The following is a 20,043-nucleotide window of genomic DNA, read 5'->3' on the forward strand; positions in this document are numbered from 1 at the left end:
GATCAGGGCGGGCGGGGTGCGATTTGGTTCTGTCATACCGGTATTGTAACCGATATGGTTCGTGTAGGAAAATGGTTTTGGGGGATTGGTCAGTGCAGCGACTATTCCGCCAGAGCCATATGTCCGCGATACCAGTCAGCCAATTCCGCCTCGTCCAGTTCGCCAGCGGCAAGGGCGACGATTGCCACCACCAGCTCTGCGTCACTCGCCGTCAGGCGATAGCCGTTGAGCATCAGGAACGTTTCGGCAATCACCGCCGCCGTGCGCTTGTTGCCATCCACGAAGGGATGGTTGCGCGCCAGCCCAAAGGCATAGGCGGCGGCCAGCATGGCGACATCGGGATCGCCATAACGGGCCAGGTTCTGCGGACGCATCATCGCGCTTTCCAGCGCGCCGGGATCGCGTAACCCTGCGCCGCCGCCATGCTCCACCATCTGCTCACCATGCGCCGCCAGCGCCACTTCGGTGGCGGTCCAGATCCAGTCGCGGTTCATTGGCCCACCCCCGACCCCTCTCGCATGCGGGAGGGGAGCGAGATTTGCCAAGCCGCAGGCGCGGCTAGTCGCAGCGGGGTGGGCACTTTGCTACTTCGCCAGTTCGCGCAAAGCCCGCTTGCGCCGCGCCATCACTTCCCGCGCTGCCGCCATCTGGGCCTCAAAATCCGGCTCACCGCCGCGCAGTTCGATGCCGTGCTGCGTGGTCACCACCGACACCGTTTCCCCCACCGCCACGCCAAGATGCGCCAGCAGTTCCTTGGGCAGGACAACTCCGGCGGAGTTGCCGATTTTGGTGATTTTGAGGGTTGCGTTCATACGGGTGTTATAACGGAGATTGTGGTGGAGGGCAAGGTTGGAATGGGGTTTGGGGGTTGTTGCACGTGTAACCCTAATCCAATTTCCGATGCGATCCAGGACCTACCATTTGTCGGCAATTTTCCCAAGCAAGGCGGTCCAGTCCACTTCGCCGCTGTCACTGCCCAGCCTGACGATTACCAGCTTCTTGTCGGGATCGACAAAGATCCGCTGGCCGAAATGCCCGTTCGCATAGAACCGCTGCGTCTGGCCGGAGATGCGCGGTGCGCCCCACCATAGGTTGTGATAATGGCCATCTGCATCGATGAAATGGTTTGGCACGCCATCGGCCGGGACCGATCGTGACAAGGCGACCCAATCAGCCGGAACGACTTGCCTGCCGTTGGCAAGGCCGCCATCCAGATAGAGCTGGCCAAACCGTGCCAGATCGATCGCCCGCGCGACGAAGCCGCTTTCCACTTTCTCCATCCCGTTACCGGGGTGATCGATATTCCACAAAGCCGGATATTCGGCACCAAGCGGCTGCCACAGGCGGCGTGCCGCAAAACCAGCCAATGTTGCCTGTGGATCGCGTTTGCGCAGCGCGGATTCAAGTGCATAGCCAACCAGCAGAGGGCTCAGGTCTTCACCCTCGAACCGGGTCCCTGGCTTGTGCGCGAATTGGGTCTGGCGCAAATAGCGCCGGATATCGGTTGAATAATACATGCGCGGTTGTTGCCGCCATGGCATGCCGCCGCGGGCATAGGCAAAGCCGCTGACATTATCGAGCAACTGACCAAGCTTCACGTCTGCCAGCGCAGCGTTGGTGATACCCGCAACATGGTCCCCCAGCCGGTCTTCGCGGCTAATGATTCCGTCAGCCGCGGCAATTCCGAACATCGCCGACAGGATCGATTTGGAGATCGAAAAGCTCTTGAACAGGCCATCCCGCCGCGCGCCGCCGTAATAGCGTTCATCGACCAATTTGCCATTTGCCAGAATGATGAAGGCGGTTGTGCCAGTTCTGGCTGCAAAGGCATCGAAGCCAGCGGGGGTGGCCGCTTCCTTGGCCAGCGTGCGGGCCATCCAGTTCGCGTCGCGCGCAGTCTCCAAAGGGACGATGCGCGGGCCGTTTTCGACCGGGCGCGAAGGGAGGCGGACGTAATCTTCAACATCGGGACTGCGCAGCGACAGCACCCGTCCCAGATAGGTATCGCTGCAGCCCGTGACCCCTGCCGCCACGAGCAATGCAGCAGTTCCTACCTGAATGACCTTGCGCATCTGGATACTCCAACTTGACAGTGTCAAGATTGATAGATTACGATCTTGACACTGTCAAGTATGCAACTAGGAAGCCAGATATGGTTGGCCAGAAGCAATCCTACCATCGGGCAAATCTTGAACAGGAACTGCTCGACGCGGCGACGGATATTATCGCTTCAAAAGGTGTGGCCGCGTTATCGCTGCGTTCGCTGGGGGATCTGGTCGGCGTATCGCGCAGCGCGCCATACCACTATTTCACCGACAAGGATGAACTGCTGCACCGTCTGGGAGAGCGCGGATTTACAATGCTTGCGCAGGCAACCGCAGCGGCGGCAGCCGGGCACGACGATCCCGTGCTGCGCGCGCGCGCCGGTCTGCATGGCTATGTCCGGTTTGCCCGGTCGAATACCCAGCTGTTCCGGTTGATGTTTGCAGGGATACTGCCGCGAAGCCTGTCGCTTCCGCTTGGCGAAGGTGCGCCGAGTGATGATTTTTCAAGCAGCGCCGCCGCCACCGCTTTTGCCGCACTGCAGGCGGGCATTGCCGGCCTGAACAGCAGCGCTGGCATCAGCGGCAAGGCTTTGCTGATCCGCACCAACGCCATCTGGGCAGCTGTGCATGGCGTTGCCGTGTTGGCAATTGACGAAAATCTCAAGCTGGTCGAACCCGAAGCCGTCCTGGACAATCTGCTCGACCGGCTGCTGACCCAAGACTGAAGCTGAATTGAGAGCGCCGCGTTGCGGTGGCAGATGCGCGGCCCGGCCGGATCTGGCCAGCTATGGCAGCCCGGTCATTTCCGCGCGGGCCGTTTCAGCACGGTGCGGTTGCGGGTCAGCCATTCAGCCTTGGCGTCGTCCTGAAAATCGACGTCCTTGACCGTGGTGACCGTATCCCCATCGCGAGTGGTCACTTCGCGGATGCGGGCGGGGCGATCATCATCCTGGCCGTCCGTTTCAGAGACCAGCACCCAGTGCGCGGCGTCGCTGCCTGCTTCGATCCGCAGCCGCGCCGTTTCATGTTCGGCGGGCCGGCCCGCGCGGTAGGTGCCGGCATATTCTGTGGTGCCGTCTTTGCCGAGCAGGGCGACGGTGGTGATCCACACCGTGCCAGCCTTGGGCCCGTCATCATAAGCGCTGGTGCGGATCTGGGTGACGCCATCGCCGACCATGGCGATGGTGGTCTTGAAGGGAATGCCCTGCCACTGGCCGGACTGGTAATCGCGGTATTGCAGTTCGGCAGTCCACTCCCCCGCCAGACTGGCGCGGGCCTGGGCGACGGTGAGCGCAGGGGCGACATTTTCGGCTCCCGCCCCGCTCGCCATTGCGAACAACAGCGCGCTGGCGAGCAGGCGGGGTCTAGTCATGTTCACGGTCCCCCGCGCCAATATACAGCTCGCGCCCGCCTTCGTTGTAGACGCGGCTCATTTCCTCCATCCCCTTTTCCGCGTCTTCGGCGGCGAGGAAAGTTTCCGGCGCGGCGTTCTGCTTGGCCGCGAAATCACGCACTTCCTGCGTGATCTTCATCGAGCAGAACTTGGGCCCGCACATGGAGCAGAAATGCGCGGTCTTGGCGCCTTCGGCGGGCAGGGTCTGGTCGTGGTACTGTTCCGCCGTATCGGGATCGAGCGACAGGTTGAACTGGTCGCGCCAGCGGAATTCGAAGCGGGCGCGCGACAGGGCATCATCGCGGACCTTGCTGGCCGGGTGCCCCTTGGCAAGGTCAGCCGCGTGGGCGGCGAGCTTGTAGGTGACGACGCCGACTTTCACATCGTCGCGGTCGGGCAGGCCAAGGTGTTCCTTGGGGGTGACGTAGCAGAGCATCGCCGTGCCGAACCACCCGATCATCGCCGCGCCGATGCCGCTGGTGATGTGGTCATAACCCGGCGCAATATCGGTGACGAGCGGCCCGAGGGTGTAGAACGGAGCCTCGCCGCAGGCCGCCAGCTGCTTGTCCATGTTCTCCTTGATCTTGTGCATCGGCACGTGGCCGGGGCCTTCGATCATCACCTGCACGTCCTGTTCCCACGCGCGCTTGGTCAGTTCGCCCAGGGTGTAGAGTTCGGCGAACTGAGCCTCGTCATTGGCGTCCGCGATCGATCCGGGGCGCAGGCCATCGCCGAGCGAATAGGCGATGTCATAGGCCTTCATGATCTCGGTGATCTCGTCGAACCGTTCATACAGGAACGATTCCTTGTGGTGCGCCAGGCACCACTTGGCCATGATCGAGCCGCCGCGGCTGACGATGCCGGTGACGCGCTTGGCGGTCATCGGGATATAGGGCAGGCGCACCCCGGCGTGGATCGTGAAGTAATCGACCCCCTGTTCGGCCTGTTCGATCAAGGTATCGCGGAACACCTCCCAGGTCAGGTCTTCGGCAATCCCGCCAACCTTTTCCAGCGCCTGATAGATCGGCACGGTGCCGATCGGCACCGGGCTGTTGCGCAGGATCCATTCGCGGGTGTCATGGATGTTGCGCCCGGTGGACAGGTCCATGACGGTATCCGCGCCCCAGCGGATCGACCAGACCATCTTGTCGACCTCATTGGCGACATCGCTCGCCACCGCGCTGTTGCCGATGTTGGCGTTGATCTTGACCAGAAAATTGCGCCCGATCGCCATCGGTTCGCTTTCCGGGTGGTTGATGTTGCTGGGGATGATCGCGCGGCCGCGCGCCACTTCCTGACGAACCCATTCGCCGGTGACGTAATCGGGGATTTCCGCGCCCCAATCCTGCCCGTCGCGAATGTGTTCACGCACCATTTCGCGGCCCAGGTTTTCGCGGGTGGCGACATATTCCATTTCCGGAGTGACGATGCCCCGGCGGGCGTAATGCATCTGGCTGACGTTCATGCCCGGCTTGGCCCGCAGCACCTTGCGGCGGACATTGGGGAAAGCGGGGACGCCGCCAGAGCGATCCGGGCCAAGCTGGCCGTTGTCTTCGGGTTTCACTTCGCGCTGGGTCACTTCCTCCACATCGCCGCGCGCCACGATCCAGTCGCGGCGCAGTTCGGGCAGACCCTTGGCGATGTCGATCGCGGCGGCGGGATCGGTGTAGGGGCCGCTGGTATCATAGACCCGCACCGGCGGTTCGCCGCTGGAGGGTTCCAGACTGATCTCGCGCATCGCGACTTTCAGCGGGCCGACGTGGATCTTGCTGCTGCCCCGGATCGGGCCGGTAGTGACCCCGATTTCCAGTTTCGAATTAATGTCGGCCATATGCGCTTCCTCATGGGACGGAATGAGAGCGCTGGCGCGAGGACCGGCCCTTCCCTCCGCCCGTGCTAACGGGTTCAGGTTCGACGGGTCGGGCGGTGCCATCCGCCCCTCTCAGCGCAGGCGCGCTCCCCGGGGATGAGGCATACTAGGCCGCTTGCCCAGCCTTGTCGAGCCACCGCAGCCCGGCGCGCACCGTTTGGCATTCTGCAACCGGCAAGTAATCGACTGATTTTGTGACAAATTACCAAACATTTTACTTCATGAATTGCTGCAAGCCTCGGTAACGCAAGGCATCCTAACGGGATGCACTTTCTCTTAAAGGGGCAATACTGCATGACTACCAATAATAGCTCGCGCCGCGCCGTCTTCAGCGCCCTGCTGCTGTCTGCCACGGCCTTTGCGGCCAGCGCCCAGGCGCAGACCGCCGCCCCGGCTGTTCTGAAAGTCACCGAACCGATGATGCCACAAGGGCCGTGCAATTCCAGCGCGGACCCCTATGCCGGTGCTTCCTTTACCCCGCCTTGCTCTGGTGCAGTCAGTTCGACGATCACGATCACCCGTGAAGCGATAACCGACCTCTATCCCTTCGACAGCTATTTCAAATACTACGCCTACGACCGCGATTATCACCGCGATTACAAGGGAGACCTGATCGGCGGGGGGATCATAATTACGTCCTATGGCAATTACGCAATCAGCATGCCCGCCTTTGCCAAGGTCAACGCCAACATGTCCTACGATGCATCCGAGACAGCCTATGCCTTCAGCTATGGTTCTGGCTCACCGGTGTCCCCGCCGGTCGGGCTGCAGACGCCCCGGAACATCAGGGGGCTGGTGGCATCGGTCAACAGCATCAATGTCAAACTCGATAACTTCATCACGCAGGACAACGCAACCGGGGTCACTTACTCGACCGACATCGTAACGGTCGATCCCACTGCGATCACCAACAATGCCACAGCCATCACCGGCAAATTCCGCGGCACCGGCAGCAAGATCCAGTTCGGCACGATCAGCGGCACGGCCCAGGTCAAGTTCGGATCGGGCGACAATTCGCTGCTGACCGGCCCTTCGACACGCTATGGCGGCCCCGAAACCACTTATGCCTCGATGGCCCGGCTGGAAGTGACGACGACGGCCACGGTCACCACGCAGCTGGACGAAACCGGCCTGATCACCCCCACGGTCAGCGTGACCGACGGCATCCAGATGAACGGCAGCCGGGTTTCCGGACTGGGTGCCGGGGTCAGCGGGGGCGATGCGGTCAACATGAATCAGCTCAATTCCGAAGCCAACGCTCGGGCGGCGGCCGATCTTGGATTGGCGAACCGCATTGATCTGCTTGGCACCCGGTTCGACCGGCTGCAGACACAGGTCAATCTGCTTGATCGGCACATCGCATCGTCCACGGCGGTGGCCGTGGCGATGAGCGGGAATACCTTCCTGCCGGACATGAAATTCAATCTGTCCGCCAATGTCGGCACTTATGACGGCGCGCATGCCGGATCGCTGCAGATCGGCGCGCTGGTCAGCCGCCATGTGGCGATCAACGCCGGGGTGGCGACCGGCTTCAACAAGGGCGGGAAGACCGCAGGCCGGGTCGGCATGACATTGGGCTGGTAACGCCCCTGCGCGGGTGCGGCCTCAGCGGGGCCGCGCCCACGCCATTCACGGCGCCACCCGCCCCCGCGCCATGACCCATTCGACCTTTTCCAGCACCCGCACATCGGCCAGCGGGTTGCCGGTGACGGCGATCAGATCGGCGCTGTAACCCGGCGCGATCCGGCCGATTTCGCTTTCCATGCCCAGCACCTGCGCGGCATTGGTGGTGGCGCTGGCCAGTGCTTCGCGGCCCGTCAGCCCGGCTTTCACCAGCAGCGCGAATTCGCCCGCGTTGCGGCCGTGTTCGAACACCCCAGCATCGGTGCCGAAGGCGATTCCCACCCCCATCGCCTTGGACCGGGTGACCTGCCGTCCGGCGGTTTCCAGCGCCTGCCGCGCCTTGACCTCTACCGTCGGGGTATAGATCCCCTTGCCCAGCCGCTCGCGCACCCCTTCCAGGGCCATCAGCGTCGGGACCATCCAGGTGCCGTGGGCCTTCATCGCTTTCAGCGCGCCTTCATCGGCAAAGGTGCCGTGATCAATCGTATCGATCCCGGCATTGGCCGCCGCTTCAATCCCGCGCGCGCCGTGGGCGTGGGCCATCACTTTCAGCCCCAGCGAATGCGCGGTCTGGGCGATCGAGACCATTTCCGGATCGGTAAAGTGCGCCCCCAGCCCGCGCCCTTGCTGCGAAAGGACGCCGCCGGTGGCGGTAATCTTGATCACATCGGCCCCGGCCCGGCTGGCCTTGCGGACCTTTTCCGCGCATTCGACCGCGCCGGTACAGGTATAGCCCTGATCGAGCACGCCGTGGACATCTTCGCGAAAGCCGGTCGTATCACCGTGCCCGCCAACGATCGCCAGCGCTGGCCCCGCCGCGACGATCCGGGGACCGGGGATGACCCCTTCCGCTGTGCCACGGCGCAGCGAGAAGGCAACGTACTGGCCCGATCCCGCTTCACGCACAGTAGTGAACCCGGCGCGCAGCGTGGTCAGCGCGTTCTTTGCGCCAACCACCACGCCCCATTCATCGGGTTCCACTGCTTCGTTGCGGAAATCACCGCCGGGATCGCTGGACAAGTGGACGTGCAAGTCGATCAGGCCGGGCAGCACGGTCTTACCGGGCAGTTCGATCACTTCGGCTCCGGCAGGCCCGGGCAGCACACCATCGCTGATCGACTGGATCTTGCCATCAACCACCACGATCGTGGCCGGACCGCCGGGTTCGGAAGCGGCATCGCGCAGCACCGATCCGGCGTGGATCACCACGGTTCCGGCTGCGGCAGGCGCGGCCGAAAAGGCGGCGCTCAGGCACAGTGCGGCGGCGGCAAGGTGCCAGCGGTGGTTCATCGGTCTCTCCCCCTGTCATGCAGTGCGGCGCAGGATAGGACCGATGCAGGCGAATGCAACGCCCGCGCGCCGCTTCACTTCAGCAGGATATAGACCGCCACCGCAATCACCATCAGCGCGAACAGCGTGCGGGCCAGCACAGCGCGGCTTTCAAGGTGGCGGGCGAGCGGCAAGGCGGCGAGCGTGCCCACGGCTCCCCCCGCCACCAGCGCCCCGAACAACGGCCAGACCAGCTGACCCGACAGGGCATAGGACAGGCTGGTCGCGCTGCCGAACAGGCTGACCGAGACCAGCGAGCTGGCCGCGGCATTGGCCAGCGTCATGCCGGTCGAGGCCATCAGCCCCGGCGCGATCAGAAAGCCGCCGCCGATCCCGAAAAAGCCCGCCGCAAGCCCTGTGAGCAAGCCAAAGGGGGCCAGCCTGAACGTCATCGCCGGGGTGAAGTGCACATCGGGATCGCCCGCGCGGCGGCGCGGCAACAGCATCGACACGGCAATCGCAATCATCATCACCGCGAACCAGTGCAGCAACGCCTGGCCATCAACCTGCTTGGCCAGTTGCGCCCCGATCAGCGCGCCCGCCAGACCCGCTGCGGCGAACACGCTGGCGCAGGGCCATTTGACCCTTCCGGCGCGCGCCTGGGCGGCCAGCCCGGTCGCGGCATTGACCGCCACTGCTGCCGCCGAAGTACCGATCGCGGCGTGGGTATCGGTCAGCCCGACAACATAGATCAGCCAGGGCGTGGCCAGCACCGATCCGCCGCCGCCAAACAGTGTCAGCAGCAGACCGATCAGGGCTCCGCCCAGGGCGGCCAGCAGCAACGGCTCAATCGTCATGGCGCGGACATAGCACTTGCAATTACATTAGTAAAACATAATATAGCAAGCAAAGGAGTTGCTTCATGGCCGTCAGTCCCGTCGTCACGACTTTCTTCGATCCCGCCACTTTCACCGCCACCCATGTGGTGCACGATCCCGCCACGCGCCGCGCTGCGGTGATCGATCCGGTGCTGGATTTCACCGCGCGCAATGCCCGCACCGCCACCCGATCGGCCGATGCCGTGCTGGCGTTCCTGCGCGATCAAGGGCTGACGCTGGACTGGCTGCTGGAAACCCACGCCCATGCCGATCACCTGTCTGCCGCGCATTACCTGCGCGAACAGAGCGGGGCGCCGATCGTGATCGGGGCCGAAATCACCCAGGTGCAGCAGCGCTTTGCCCCCTTGTTCGATGCCGGGGACGTGATCCCCGATGGCCGCCAGTTCGACCGGCTGGTGGGCGAAGGCGATGTGCTGGCACTGGGCGAGCTGGACATTCGCGTGCTCCACACCCCCGGACACACCCCGGCCTGCGTCAGTTACCTGATCGGCGATGCGGTGTTCGTGGGCGATACACTGTTCATGCCCGACTATGGCACCGCGCGCTGTGACTTTCCCGGTGGCAGCGCCTCCGCGCTCTACGCCTCGATCCGGCGGATCCTGGCGCTGCCGGGCGAAACGCGGATGTTCGTCGGGCACGATTACCTGCCCGAGGGGCGCAGCGACTATCGCTGGGAAACCAGCGTGGCGCTGCAACGCGCGCAGAATGTCCATGTGCATGACGGTGTGAGCGAGGCAGAGTTCGTTGCCATGCGGCAGGCCCGCGATGCCACGCTGGAAGCGCCGCTGCTGATCCTGCCGTCGCTGCAGGTCAACATCCGCGCCGGAGCCCTGCCCCCGCCCGATGCCAATGGCCAAGTCTTTCTGCGGCTGCCGGTCAACGCCTTGTGAGCGCGCGCGGCAGGCGGTAATCGCCTGCCATGCCCGCGTTCTATCGCCTCGATGCCGCTGCCCCGGCGATTGCCCGGCAATTCGGCGCTGCCGCCAGGGATGATCCCTGGGCAGGCGGGCACGTGGCACCGGGGGCCTTCGCCCCGGTCATCACCACCGGCCGCGAATTTATCGCCGGGCCGCGGCAAGCGGGCCAGCCGCGCCGGATGGTGCCGCGCCAGTGGGGCGTGCCCCCGCCGCCGGGTGCCGGGGAGCGCTCCGCCCCGGTGCTGAGCGTGCGCAACAGCGAAAGCCCGTTCTGGATTGGCAACCTGCGCAACAGCGAATTCCGCTGCCTGATCCCGGCCACAGCGCTGATCGAATGGGGCAAGGGCACCGACCGCGACGGCAAGCGCTGCCGCCACCTGTTCGCCTGTGCCGACCAGCCGCTGTTCGCGCTGGCGGGGGTGTGGAAGGACAGCGAGGTCCCCAGCTTTGCCCTGCTGACCTGCGAGCCCAACGCGCTTTACCGCCACGCCGGGCGGGATACGATGCCGGTGGTGCTACCGGGCGATCCCGGCGCGTGGGACTTGTGGCTCAAAGGCGAATGGGCGCGGGCGAGGGAATTGCTCGCGCCCTATCCGTCCTCGGCGATGATCGAACGCTAGATCCTGATGACATTACATTGACCCGCCCTGACGGAGCCGATTTTGGTCCGTGGCGAGGCGCGAGGAGTGAGCGATGCCGTAGCATCGTGATCGACGAGCAACGCTGTCCACGGAGCAAAATCGGCCCGCCCCGAAGGGGTTGGACTGAACAGCCCCATGGCCAGCGCCCACGTCTCTTGCAGGGGCAATCAGCCCCTGCTGTGCGCCGTGCCTTGCCATGGGGCTGTTCAGTCCAATCAGGGTGGATCAATGTAACGTCATCAGGGCCTAGGCTGGTTCCGCCACTTTGGCGCGCGCCTTGCTACGCTGGCCATCATACAGGAATTCGTCCCCGGCGAGATCGATCTTGGGGAATTCGCCGCGTTCGGCCCAATAATCCTGATTGTGGCGCCATTCGGGCTTGTCACCGCGCCGGGGCAACAGCTTCAGGCCGCGCATCAGGTAGCTGGGGTTGAAGTTGTCGTTCTCGATCCAGTCGGACAGCTCCATGTTGTGGTCTTCATCACGCAAGGCAACGTCGACGCGGCTCGCGCCGATCTTGTCCATGTGGCCCAGCAGGCTGCAGACGAAATCGCCCATCATATCGACCCGCAGCGTCCAGCTGGCGCGGAAATAGCCCATCACCCAGCACATGTTGGGTACGCCGGTAAACATCATGCCGCGATAGTTGACGGTATCGTGCCAATCGACCGGCTGGCCATCGACGCTGAACGGGATCCCGCCCATCATCAGCAGGTTGAAGCCGGTGGCGGCTACGATGATGTCCGCCTCGATCTCTTCGCCCGAACTGGTGCGCACCCCGGATTCGGTGAAGGTGTCGAGCGTGTCGGTCACCACCGTCAGCTTGCCTTCAACCGCCGCGCGGAAAATGTCGCCTTCGGGGCAGAAGGCCAGGCGTTGCTGCCAGGGGCGGTATTTGGGCGTGAAGTGCGGTTCGAACTCGAAATCCTCCTTGCCCGAGAAAGCGCGGATCAGTGCCTTCAGCTCCTCGAACACGGCATCGGGCTCTTCCTGGGCACGCTTCGTCAGCACATCCTGATCGTGCATGATCTGGGCGCGGACCACGCGGTGGATGGTGGGTTCGTCGATCCCGCCGGCGCGCAGCTTGTCGGCCAGTTCATTCTTGTTTTCAGAGCAGAAGAAATAGGTCGGGCTGCGCTGCAGCATGGTGACATGCGCCGCGTCCTTGGCGAATTCGGGGATCACGGTGGCGGCGGTCGCGCCCGAACCGATCACCAGCACGCGCTTGCCCTTGTAATCGATCTTCGGATCCCACAGCTGGGCGTGGACCAGCAGGCCCTTGTACCGGTCCATCCCCGGCCATTCGGGAGTATAGGGCTTTTCGTGGTCGTAATAGCCCTGGCACATCCACAGGAAGTTGCAGGTGAAGGTTTCAGCCCCGTGCTTGCCGTTGGCTTCGACGGTCCACAGGTTGGTCTTGCTGTCCCAGCTGCAGGCAGTGATGCGGCGGCCATAGCGGATGTGCGGGGCGATCCCGTTATCTTCGATCACTTCGCCCATGTAATCCAGAATCGCCTGGGCCGAGGCGATTGGCGTGCCGACCCACGGCTTGAAGCGATAGCCGAACGTGTAGAGATCGCTGTCCGAGCGCACGCCGGGATACTTGTGGGTTTCCCAGGTGCCGCCGAAGGTATCCTTCATTTCCAGCACGGCATAGCTTTTGCCGGGGCACTGATCCTGCAAGTGATAGGCCGAACCGATCCCGGAAATCCCTGCGCCAACGATCAGCACGTCGACATGGGTTGCGGGCGTGCTTGCCTGAACTGCTGCGGTAGCCATTCTCACTCTCCACTGTTCTGTTTCCGGCGCACAGCGCCACGCCACCGAGTTTCGACTCGAAATGCAGCGGCAGCATTGACCCGGATCAAGCCGGAATCAAGCAAGAATTAGGGTGCACACCCTAAATTGAGGCAGATTGCCACACCCGGATCGCCTCTACCGGCCAGACCAGCATCAATACGTTTAGCGTCAGATTGTCGCGGATCATGGCCAGGGTGAACAGTTCAAACCCCAGCGCCAGCGCCAGACTGCCCTTCCAAGGCAGCCTGCTGGCGATCCAGAACCCCAGCGCCATGCACGAAATATCGCTCAGCGAATTCAGGACGCTGTCCCCTTCGTAGCCATAGCTCAATCGTCACCGCGCGGTAGCGGTTGATGATCAGGGGGCTGTTTTCCAGCAGTTCCCAGAACCCTTCGAACATGACCGCGATCGGCAGCGCCCAGCGCATCGGCTTGCCGCCAAACAATCTCCAGCGCTGCCGCAGCAGCCAGGCGAAGAAGTAGAACAGCAGCCCGTGAATCACGTGGCTGAAGCTGTACCAGTCGAGCACATGCTGGCTGTTCTCCGCGCTCTGCACCACGCCCCACCACAGCTTGACTGTGCCGCAAGTGCAGATCGGCACCCGGCCCATGGCGAGCAGAATGGCACAGAACGCGGCCGCCATCAGCAGCGCCAGCAGCGCTCCCTGGCGATCGGGCAGCAGCTTGCTCATTGCGGTTTCTCTCCCGGTTGCAGGTCTTTAGCCGCGATTGCAGCGGCTTTCGCAGGACAGACCGACGCGTTCTGCAGCAGGGCCGTAACATGCCGCATTGCCGCGCCGCGCGCCAGCGCCTAAACCGGGCGCAATGAGCGCGCGCACGAATGTAGTCATGGCTGGCCGGAGGCTGCGGGGATGAGCATGATTCCCCCGCTTGCCCCGCGCCGTGCCTGCGTGATCGGCGCAGGCTTTGGTGGGCTGGCGCTGGCCATCCGGCTACAGGCCAGCGGGGTAGAGACCGTGCTGGTCGAAGCCCGCGACAAGGTTGGCGGGCGGGCCTATGGCATCGAGCGCGACGGGTTCACGTTCGATACGGGCCCGACACTGTTCACCGATCCCGCCGCGCTGAGCGAGCTGTGGTCGCTTAGCGGGCATGATATGGCGGCTGACATCGAACTGATGCCGGTCAACCCGTTCTGGCGGCTCAACTGGCCGGACGGCGCGCAATTTGACCTGACCGGGGATGAAGCATCGCTGACCCGTGAAGTGGCGCGGGTGGCGCCGGGGGACCTGGGCGGGCTCGACGATTTCCTGCACTATAGCGCAGCGGCGCTGGCGGAAGGATACCGGCGGCTTGGTTCGGTTCCATTCCCTGATTTTCGGGCCGCGGTCAGGGCCTTGCCGGCGCTGCTGCGCCAACAGACCTGGCGCAGCCTGTGGTCGATCGCCTCAAGTCAGGTCAAGGACGATCACTTGCGCCAGGCGCTGACCTTTCAGGCCCTGCTGATCGGCGCCAGCCCGCTCAGCACCAGCGCGGTTCAGGCGCTGGCGGTGAAGCTGGAACAGGATACCGGGGTGTGGTGGCCCAGGGGCGGCGCGGGCCAGCTGGCCGATGCGATGGCCAAGCACTTTGCCCGGCTGGGCGGCACCTTGCGGCTGCACGATCCGGTGGTTCACCTGCACACCCTGGGCAACCGCGCGACCGAGGTGGAAACGCAGAGCGGGTGGAAGGAACGGTTTGACGCGGTCGCCAGCAATGCCGATGTGATGCATACCTATCGCGAGCTGCTGTCGGGCACCCAGCGCGGTAGCGAAATGGCCCGCAGCCTGGCCCGCAAGCGCTATAGCCCCGGCGTGTTTCTGGTCCATTTCGCGCTGGAGGGCAGCTGGCCGGGCATCCAGCATCACACCATGCTGTTTGGCCCGCGTTACAAGGGCCTGCTGGAGGACGTGTTCGATCACGGGGTTCTGCCGCAGGATCAGATGATCCTGCTCGATCACCCGACCGTCACTGACCCTTCAATGGCCCCGCCAGGCAAAAGCGTGTTCCGCGCGATGGTGCCAGTGGCGCATCTGGGCAAATTGCCGATCGATTGGGACACGATCGGCCCGATGCTGGAAAAGCGTGTGATCGATGAGGTCGGGCGGCGGCTGATCCCCGATATTCATGACCGGATCGTCACCCGGTTTCACTATGCCCCGCGCGATTTCGCACTCGATTTCAACGCCTACCTTGGCAGCGGCTGGGGGCTGGAACCAGTGCTGAGTCAGACCGCCTGGCTACGCCCGCACAGCCGCGACAGCAAGATCGCCAATCTCTATCTGGTCGGTGCGGGAGCGCACCCCGGCGCAGGCGTCCCCGCCGTGCTGGGCAGCGCCCGCGCAGCGGCAAAACTGATGCTGGAGGATATAAAGTGAAACGCCTCGCCGTCTATTGCGGCTCTGCCACGCCTGCCGATCCGCGCTTCATGGCGCTTGCCGACGAAGTGGGCCGCACTCTGGCCCGGCGCGGGATCGGGGTGGTTTATGGCGGCGGGCGGCTCGGCCTGATGGGCGCGGTCGCCAGCGGCGCGCTGGCTGAAGGGGGCGAAGTGATCGGGGTGATCCCCCAGGCACTTTGCAATGCCGAAGTGGCCAACCACGATTGCACCGAACTGGTGGTGGTGGCCGACATGCACGAACGCAAAGCCGCCTTCACCCGCCTGTCCGACGGGTTCCTGACGATCCCCGGCGGGGTCGGCACAATGGACGAGCTGTGGGAAGCGGTCAGCTGGGCGCAGCTGGGCTATCACGCCAAACCGGTCGGGCTACTCAACGCTTTCGGGTTCTATGATCACCTGATCGCGTTCAACCACCACATGGTCGAGGTCGGTTTCATTCGCCCTGCGCATCAGGGGATCATCATTGCCGAAGCCGAGCTGGACCTGCTGCTGACCCGCCTCGCCGCGCACGAACCGCACACGCCGATCTTCGCGATGAAGACGGGGGAGCTTTAAAGAGCCACGCTCGCCAAGTTAAGCCTTCGTCACCCTGAACTTGTTTCAGGGCCCATCGTGCAGCATCTTGCGAACGGGCGTGCAGGCAACAAACCGCGGGGTTTGGCGCGCGAGTTCAGCGTTTCGATTTCGAGGCCCGATAGACCCTGAAACAAGTTCAGGGTGACTAGGTGGGGAACGGAGTGGTGGGTGGGTAGTCTGGCCCCTCTAACCCTTAAACCCGGATCAGCGTCCCCGCCCCGCGTGAGGTAAACACTTCGATCAGCATCGCGTGCGGCACCCGGCCATCGAGCACGACTGCGGCTTCGCACCCGGCCTCAACCGCATGGACGCAGGTTTCCAGTTTGGGGATCATCCCGCCGCTGATTGTGCCGTCCTGTTGCAGCCGGGCGATGTCGGCCGGGCGCAGGTCGGTCAGCAGTTTCTTGTCCTTGTCGAGCACGCCGGCCACATCAGTCAGCAGGAACAGCCGCGCCGCACCCAGCGCCGCAGCGATCGCTCCGGCCATGGTGTCGGCATTGATGTTATAGGTTTCGCCGTCCGCGCCGACCGCGATCGGAGCGATCACCGGGATCATCCCGGCATCGCTGATGGTCTTGATCACCTTGGTATCGACCCGCTCAGGCTCGCCCACAAAGCCCAGATCGATCACCTGTTCGATCTGCGAATCCGGATCGCGGGTGGTGCGTTCCACCTTTTTCGCGGTGACCAGTCCGCCATCCTTGCCGGAAATGCCGATTGCCTTGCCGCCCGCGCCGGAAATCCAGCGCACGATTTCCTTGTTGATCGCGCCTGACAGCACCATTTCGGCGACTTCCGCCGTCGCCTTGTCGGTCACCCGCAGACCATCGACGAAGCGGCTTTCCACGCCCAGCTTCTTCAGCATCGCGCCGATCTGCGGCCCGCCGCCGTGGACCACCACCGGGTTGATCCCGACGGCCTTCAGCAGCACCACGTCTTCGGCAAAGTCATGCGCCAGATCGGGATCGCCCATCGCGTGCCCGCCGTATTTGACCACAAAGGTTTGCCCGGCATAGCGCTGGAGATAGGGCAACGCCTCAACCAGCGTTTCGGCCTTGGCGAGAATGGCGGGATCGTGCGGGTTATTCATAGTCCGCGCCCTTTACGCCGCTATGCGGGGAATTGAACCCCTTTTTACCGATCCAGCCAGCGGCCCAGCTTCACAAACACCACGATCAACGGTGGAACCATGATCGTGGACAGCACCAGCTTGGACACAATTTGCCCCTGCATGATCTGGCCCAGCGGCATGTCCTGACCATAAAAGCTGATCGTGATGAAGATCACCGTATCGACGATCTGGCTGAGCAGGCTGGCAATCCACGCCCGCAGCACCAGCGATTTGCCCTGCCCGCCCGCGATCCGGCTGAACAGATAGACGTTGAGTGTCTGCGAGGTGCCGTAGGAAATCAGCCCGGCAAACTGCATCCGCGCGCCCTGCCCCAGCAGCCGGGCGAAAGCGTCCTGATCGTGCCAGAACGGCGCGGGCGGGACGACCTGGATCACGACAGTCAGCAGGACCATTGATACGATCAGCGGGACAAAGCCATAGCGCACCAGCGTATTGGCCACTTGCTGCCCGAACAGTTCGGCCACCGCGCTGGAAATCACCACCAGCAGCAAAAAGGCAAAGATCCCGCTTTCCACTGCCAGATCGCCCAGCACCGGCCAGTGCCCCAGCGCGGCAAGCTTGGTCCCGAGCACCCCGGCAAGGACGCACAGTCCGCCATAGAGCAGCGAAAAGGAAAACAGCGAGCGCGGGATGACGGGTGTAGGGTTCTGCATTGCAAAGGCTTAGCGGGCGTTGTGATGCGCCGCAATCCTCCGCGCGAGCGGGGAGGAATTGACCCTGCGCGCAAAGTGGTTACCACCGCACGCAAGATCATTTCAGGGGAACCGGTCGCAATGCAAATCGTCAACAGTCTGCTCGGCATGGGCCTGATCCTGCTGCTGGCCTTCCTTTTGTCGAGCGACCGCAAGGCAATCCGCCCGCGCGTAGTGGGCGCGGCATTTGCCCTGCAGGCCGGGTTTGCCGCGCTGGTGCTTTATGTGCCGTGGGGCAATGCCTTGTTGCAGGCGATTGCGGCGGGGGTATCTGCCTTGCTGGGCTATGCCCATGCCGGAACCGAATTCATCTTCGGCCCGCTGGCCAAGCCCGAGATCGGCGGCAACAGCTTTGCTATTTCGGCCTTGCCGGTGATCATCTTCTTCGCCGCGCTGATCTCGATCCTCTATTATGTCGGGGTGATGCAGCTGGTGATCAAATGGATCGGTGGCGCGCTGGAAAAGATCACCGGGATCAGCCGGGTGGAAAGCCTGTCAGCGGCGTCGAACATCTTTGTCGGTCAGTCGGAAAGCCCCTTGGTTATCCGCCCCTATCTGGCGGCGCTGACGCCCAGCCAGCTGTTCTGCCTGATGAGCGTGGGCATGGCTGGCGTGGCGGGGACGATTCTGGCCGCCTATGCCAGCATGGGAATCCGGATCGATTACCTGGTTGCAGCCGCTTTCATGTCGGCGCCCGGCGGGATCCTGATGGCCAAGATCATCATGCCAGACCCCAAGGATCAGGTGCTGGAAGAGCCCGATGACTTGCCGGTCCAGTCCATGGACGAAGAACGCCCGGCCAACCTGATCATGGCCGCATCGCAAGGCGCGCAGACCGGGGTCAAATTGGCCGTGGCGGTGGGGGCCATGGTGCTGGCTTTCGTCGCATTGGTGGCTTTGGCCAATGGCGTGGTCGGCAGCATCGGCGGCTGGTTCGGCCATCCGGAACTCTCGTTCCAGATGGTGCTGGGTTATGTCTTTGCCCCGGTGTTCCTCCTGCTCGGCGCGCCCGATTGGGCCGAAGCGATGCGCGCGGGCGGTTTTTTCGGGTCCAAACTGGTGCTCAATGAATTCGTCGCCTTCATCGATCTGGGCGCGGCTCAGGGCTTGTCTGCCAAGACCGTCGGGATCGTGACTTTTGCGCTGTGCGGCTTTGCCAATTTCAGCTCGATCGCTATCCAGATGGCAGTGACCGGCGGCCTTGCCCCCAACCAGCGCCCGGTGATCGCGCGGCTGGGGCTGAAAGCGCTGGCAGCAGGCGCGCTGTCCAACCTGATGAGCGCGGCACTGGCGGGGCTGTTCCTAAGTCTCTGAAACGGAGCGAAACCACGTAGTTTCCCGAATGGCAGACTTGCGCCGGCTTGCGGCAGGCGAGGGTCATGCCCTTGCCGCTCCCCCTTATTTCCGCCGCGCTGTTCGCGCTGTGCCAACCCGGCCCGCGCCAGACCTGCGTGGTCGATGGCGATACCTTCTGGCTGCATGGCGAAAAGGTCCGCCTGGCTGACATCAACGCGCCTGAAACCCATGGCGCCAGTTGTCCGCAGGAACAGGAACGCGGGGATCAGGCCGCCCGTCGACTGATTGCCTTGCTCAATCAGGGGCCGTTCGATCTTGCCATGGAAGGACGCGAGCGGGACCGTTATGGCCGTTTACTGCGCATCGCCACCCGGCGTGGGCGCAGCCTGGGAGCGCAATTGGTGGCCGAAGGACTGGCCGAACCCTGGCGTGGCCGTCGGTCGGATTGGTGCGCCATGCTTGCAGCAGGCTCCGTGCCGCGTTAGCGCCTGCGGCCATGCCCTGGCCCCGCCGCAAATCACACGTCCTACCGCCCCATCGCTGGCAAGGCCTGTCACGCGGAGCGCGGTTCTGGCGCTCCTTGAAGCCGTGGCTGGGGACGGCGATAGTCGTAGCGGTTTGCTGGTATCTCGCTCGCAGTTGGAACGTTCCGGCCGAACCGCAGAGCATCGAGCAGGTAACCGGCCGTTTCACCCGCTGCGGTCCGGGTGCCGCAATCAATTGCGTGGTCGATGGCGATACCATCCACATCGGCACCCGCCGGATCCGCGTGAACGGGATCGATGCCCCTGAAACCCACCCCGCGCGCTGCGCTGAGGAAGCCCGGCTGGGCGAAGCGGCCACTGGCCGTCTGCTCGAACTGCTCCAGCAAGGCCCCTTCCTGCTCAGCGGACCGCAGACCATCGCGCATGACGAATATGGCCGCGAATTGCGCACCCTGTCGCGCCCGCGCCGCGACGGCACAGTGCAAGCGATCGCCGATGACATGGTGGCCAGCGGCTTTGCGCGCCGTTACGACCGCGGCGCACGTGAGCCGTGGTGCTGATTCGCACCGTGCCAACAAGGAGAGAGCGATGTTACTGATCAATGGCTGGCTGAAGCTGGCGGCAGGCGAATTCGACAAAGTGCTGGTCCAGGGTCAGGCCATGGTCAAAGCCACCAATGAGGAAGCGGGCTGCCTGCACTATGCCTTTGCCCGCGACATCGGCGATCCTGACCTGATCTACATTTCCGAACGGTGGGAAAGCGAAGCGGCGCTCGCCGCCCATTCCGCCAGCGCGCATATGGCCGAATTCAACAAGGCGATGGGCTCGGTCAAAGTCGAAGGCGCGGACCTGTGGCTCTATTCGGCTGAGGCGGTGAAGAAGATCATGTGATCTGAAATCCTCCCCCTCTGGGGAAGGTGGCCGAAGCGAAGCGAAGGTCGGAGGGGGCTCGCCAAGCGGCCATTCCCCCTCCGTCAGTTCCTGCGGAACTGCCACCTCCCCCAAAG

At 63.7% G+C, this 20,043-nt stretch carries 20 protein-coding genes and 1 pseudogene; 10 read left to right on the forward strand and 11 right to left on the reverse strand.

Annotated elements, in window-relative coordinates:
- Positions 1-101: 101 nt before the first annotated feature.
- From MNBBLIKP_RS08375 to MNBBLIKP_RS08385, 3 genes are all read right to left on the reverse strand, one after another.
- Complete coding sequence (locus MNBBLIKP_RS08375) at positions 102-494, reverse strand: type II toxin-antitoxin system death-on-curing family toxin (RefSeq protein WP_088309386.1); 393 nt, start codon at positions 492-494, stop codon at positions 102-104.
- A gap of 90 nt (positions 495-584) precedes the next feature.
- Positions 585-812 (reverse strand): AbrB/MazE/SpoVT family DNA-binding domain-containing protein, encoded by a 228-nt coding sequence (locus MNBBLIKP_RS08380; RefSeq protein ID WP_088309388.1) that lies wholly within the window; start codon positions 810-812, stop codon positions 585-587.
- A 102-nt stretch (positions 813-914) separates the two neighbouring features.
- Positions 915-2,072: a serine hydrolase domain-containing protein gene (locus MNBBLIKP_RS08385; RefSeq protein WP_088309390.1), complete on the reverse strand. Its 1,158-nt coding sequence runs from the start codon at positions 2,070-2,072 to the stop codon at positions 915-917.
- Between the two features lie 80 nt (positions 2,073-2,152).
- Here MNBBLIKP_RS08385 and MNBBLIKP_RS08390 point away from each other — a divergent pair, with 80 nt between their 5' ends.
- Positions 2,153-2,770 carry a TetR/AcrR family transcriptional regulator gene (locus MNBBLIKP_RS08390; protein WP_088309392.1) on the forward strand — a complete coding sequence of 206 codons (618 nt, stop codon included), beginning with the start codon at positions 2,153-2,155 and terminating at the stop codon, positions 2,768-2,770.
- 74 nt (positions 2,771-2,844) lie between these two features.
- On the opposite strand, the gene MNBBLIKP_RS08395 is transcribed toward MNBBLIKP_RS08390, so the two are convergent.
- Together MNBBLIKP_RS08395 and thiC are read right to left on the reverse strand one after the other, a co-directional pair.
- On the reverse strand, positions 2,845-3,417 hold the full coding sequence (locus tag MNBBLIKP_RS08395) for a hypothetical protein (protein WP_140420558.1): 573 nt from the start codon (positions 3,415-3,417) through the stop codon (positions 2,845-2,847).
- Complete coding sequence (gene thiC / locus MNBBLIKP_RS08400) at positions 3,410-5,269, reverse strand: phosphomethylpyrimidine synthase ThiC (RefSeq protein ID WP_088309396.1); 1,860 nt, start codon at positions 5,267-5,269, stop codon at positions 3,410-3,412. Before thiC ends, MNBBLIKP_RS08395 begins: the two co-directional genes overlap by 8 nt.
- A gap of 333 nt (positions 5,270-5,602) precedes the next feature.
- Here thiC and MNBBLIKP_RS08405 point away from each other — a divergent pair, with 333 nt between their 5' ends.
- Positions 5,603-6,892 carry a YadA C-terminal domain-containing protein gene (locus tag MNBBLIKP_RS08405; RefSeq protein WP_176399717.1) on the forward strand — a complete coding sequence of 430 codons (1,290 nt, stop codon included), beginning with the start codon at positions 5,603-5,605 and terminating at the stop codon, positions 6,890-6,892.
- A 45-nt stretch (positions 6,893-6,937) separates the two neighbouring features.
- On the opposite strand, the gene MNBBLIKP_RS08410 is transcribed toward MNBBLIKP_RS08405, so the two are convergent.
- Both MNBBLIKP_RS08410 and MNBBLIKP_RS08415 read right to left on the reverse strand, forming a co-directional pair.
- Positions 6,938-8,221, reverse strand: a complete 1,284-nt coding sequence (locus MNBBLIKP_RS08410; RefSeq protein WP_088309400.1) for a metal-dependent hydrolase family protein — start codon at positions 8,219-8,221, stop codon at positions 6,938-6,940.
- Between the two features lie 74 nt (positions 8,222-8,295).
- Positions 8,296-9,057, reverse strand: a complete 762-nt coding sequence (locus MNBBLIKP_RS08415; protein ID WP_088309402.1) for a sulfite exporter TauE/SafE family protein — start codon at positions 9,055-9,057, stop codon at positions 8,296-8,298.
- Positions 9,058-9,122: 65 nt separating this feature from the next.
- On the opposite strand from MNBBLIKP_RS08415, the gene MNBBLIKP_RS08420 reads away from it, so the two are divergent.
- Positions 9,123-9,989 carry an MBL fold metallo-hydrolase gene (locus MNBBLIKP_RS08420; protein WP_088309404.1) on the forward strand — a complete coding sequence of 289 codons (867 nt, stop codon included), beginning with the start codon at positions 9,123-9,125 and terminating at the stop codon, positions 9,987-9,989.
- A gap of 29 nt (positions 9,990-10,018) precedes the next feature.
- Positions 10,019-10,636, forward strand: coding sequence for an SOS response-associated peptidase family protein (locus MNBBLIKP_RS08425; RefSeq protein ID WP_088309406.1), 618 nt, complete (start codon positions 10,019-10,021; stop codon positions 10,634-10,636).
- 267 nt (positions 10,637-10,903) lie between these two features.
- On the opposite strand, the gene MNBBLIKP_RS08430 is transcribed toward MNBBLIKP_RS08425, so the two are convergent.
- Both MNBBLIKP_RS08430 and MNBBLIKP_RS08435 read right to left on the reverse strand, forming a co-directional pair.
- Complete coding sequence (locus MNBBLIKP_RS08430) at positions 10,904-12,436, reverse strand: flavin-containing monooxygenase (RefSeq protein ID WP_088309408.1); 1,533 nt, start codon at positions 12,434-12,436, stop codon at positions 10,904-10,906.
- A gap of 121 nt (positions 12,437-12,557) precedes the next feature.
- Positions 12,558-13,149, reverse strand: a pseudogene (locus MNBBLIKP_RS08435) (DUF2585 domain-containing protein).
- A gap of 180 nt (positions 13,150-13,329) precedes the next feature.
- Here MNBBLIKP_RS08435 and MNBBLIKP_RS08440 point away from each other — a divergent pair.
- On the forward strand, positions 13,330-14,832 hold the full coding sequence (locus MNBBLIKP_RS08440) for a phytoene desaturase (RefSeq protein ID WP_088309410.1): 1,503 nt from the start codon (positions 13,330-13,332) through the stop codon (positions 14,830-14,832).
- Positions 14,829-15,410: a TIGR00730 family Rossman fold protein gene (locus MNBBLIKP_RS08445; RefSeq protein WP_088309412.1), complete on the forward strand. Its 582-nt coding sequence runs from the start codon at positions 14,829-14,831 to the stop codon at positions 15,408-15,410. Before MNBBLIKP_RS08440 ends, MNBBLIKP_RS08445 begins: the two co-directional genes overlap by 4 nt.
- A 214-nt stretch (positions 15,411-15,624) precedes the next feature.
- Here MNBBLIKP_RS08445 and argB read toward each other — a convergent pair whose 3' ends face one another.
- Positions 15,625-16,521: an acetylglutamate kinase gene (gene argB / locus MNBBLIKP_RS08450; protein WP_088309414.1), complete on the reverse strand. Its 897-nt coding sequence runs from the start codon at positions 16,519-16,521 to the stop codon at positions 15,625-15,627.
- 44 nt (positions 16,522-16,565) lie between these two features.
- A complete protein-coding gene (locus MNBBLIKP_RS08455) occupies positions 16,566-17,216 on the reverse strand; it encodes a queuosine precursor transporter (RefSeq protein WP_088309416.1) in 651 nt (216 codons plus the stop codon).
- A 120-nt stretch (positions 17,217-17,336) separates the two neighbouring features.
- On the opposite strand from MNBBLIKP_RS08455, the gene MNBBLIKP_RS08460 reads away from it, so the two are divergent.
- From MNBBLIKP_RS08460 to MNBBLIKP_RS08475, 4 genes are all read left to right on the forward strand, one after another.
- Positions 17,337-18,569, forward strand: a complete 1,233-nt coding sequence (locus MNBBLIKP_RS08460; RefSeq protein ID WP_088309424.1) for a NupC/NupG family nucleoside CNT transporter — start codon at positions 17,337-17,339, stop codon at positions 18,567-18,569.
- A gap of 65 nt (positions 18,570-18,634) precedes the next feature.
- Positions 18,635-19,036: a thermonuclease family protein gene (locus tag MNBBLIKP_RS08465; RefSeq protein WP_088309418.1), complete on the forward strand. Its 402-nt coding sequence runs from the start codon at positions 18,635-18,637 to the stop codon at positions 19,034-19,036.
- An 11-nt stretch (positions 19,037-19,047) separates the two neighbouring features.
- Positions 19,048-19,596 (forward strand): thermonuclease family protein, encoded by a 549-nt coding sequence (locus MNBBLIKP_RS08470; protein WP_140420559.1) that lies wholly within the window; start codon positions 19,048-19,050, stop codon positions 19,594-19,596.
- Positions 19,597-19,624: 28 nt separating this feature from the next.
- Positions 19,625-19,927 (forward strand): putative quinol monooxygenase, encoded by a 303-nt coding sequence (locus MNBBLIKP_RS08475; protein ID WP_088309422.1) that lies wholly within the window; start codon positions 19,625-19,627, stop codon positions 19,925-19,927.
- The last annotated feature ends 116 nt before the right edge of the window (positions 19,928-20,043 follow it).

It is taken from the genome of Novosphingobium sp. B 225, from assembly GCF_002198665.1.
Lineage (GTDB): Bacteria > Pseudomonadota > Alphaproteobacteria > Sphingomonadales > Sphingomonadaceae > Novosphingobium.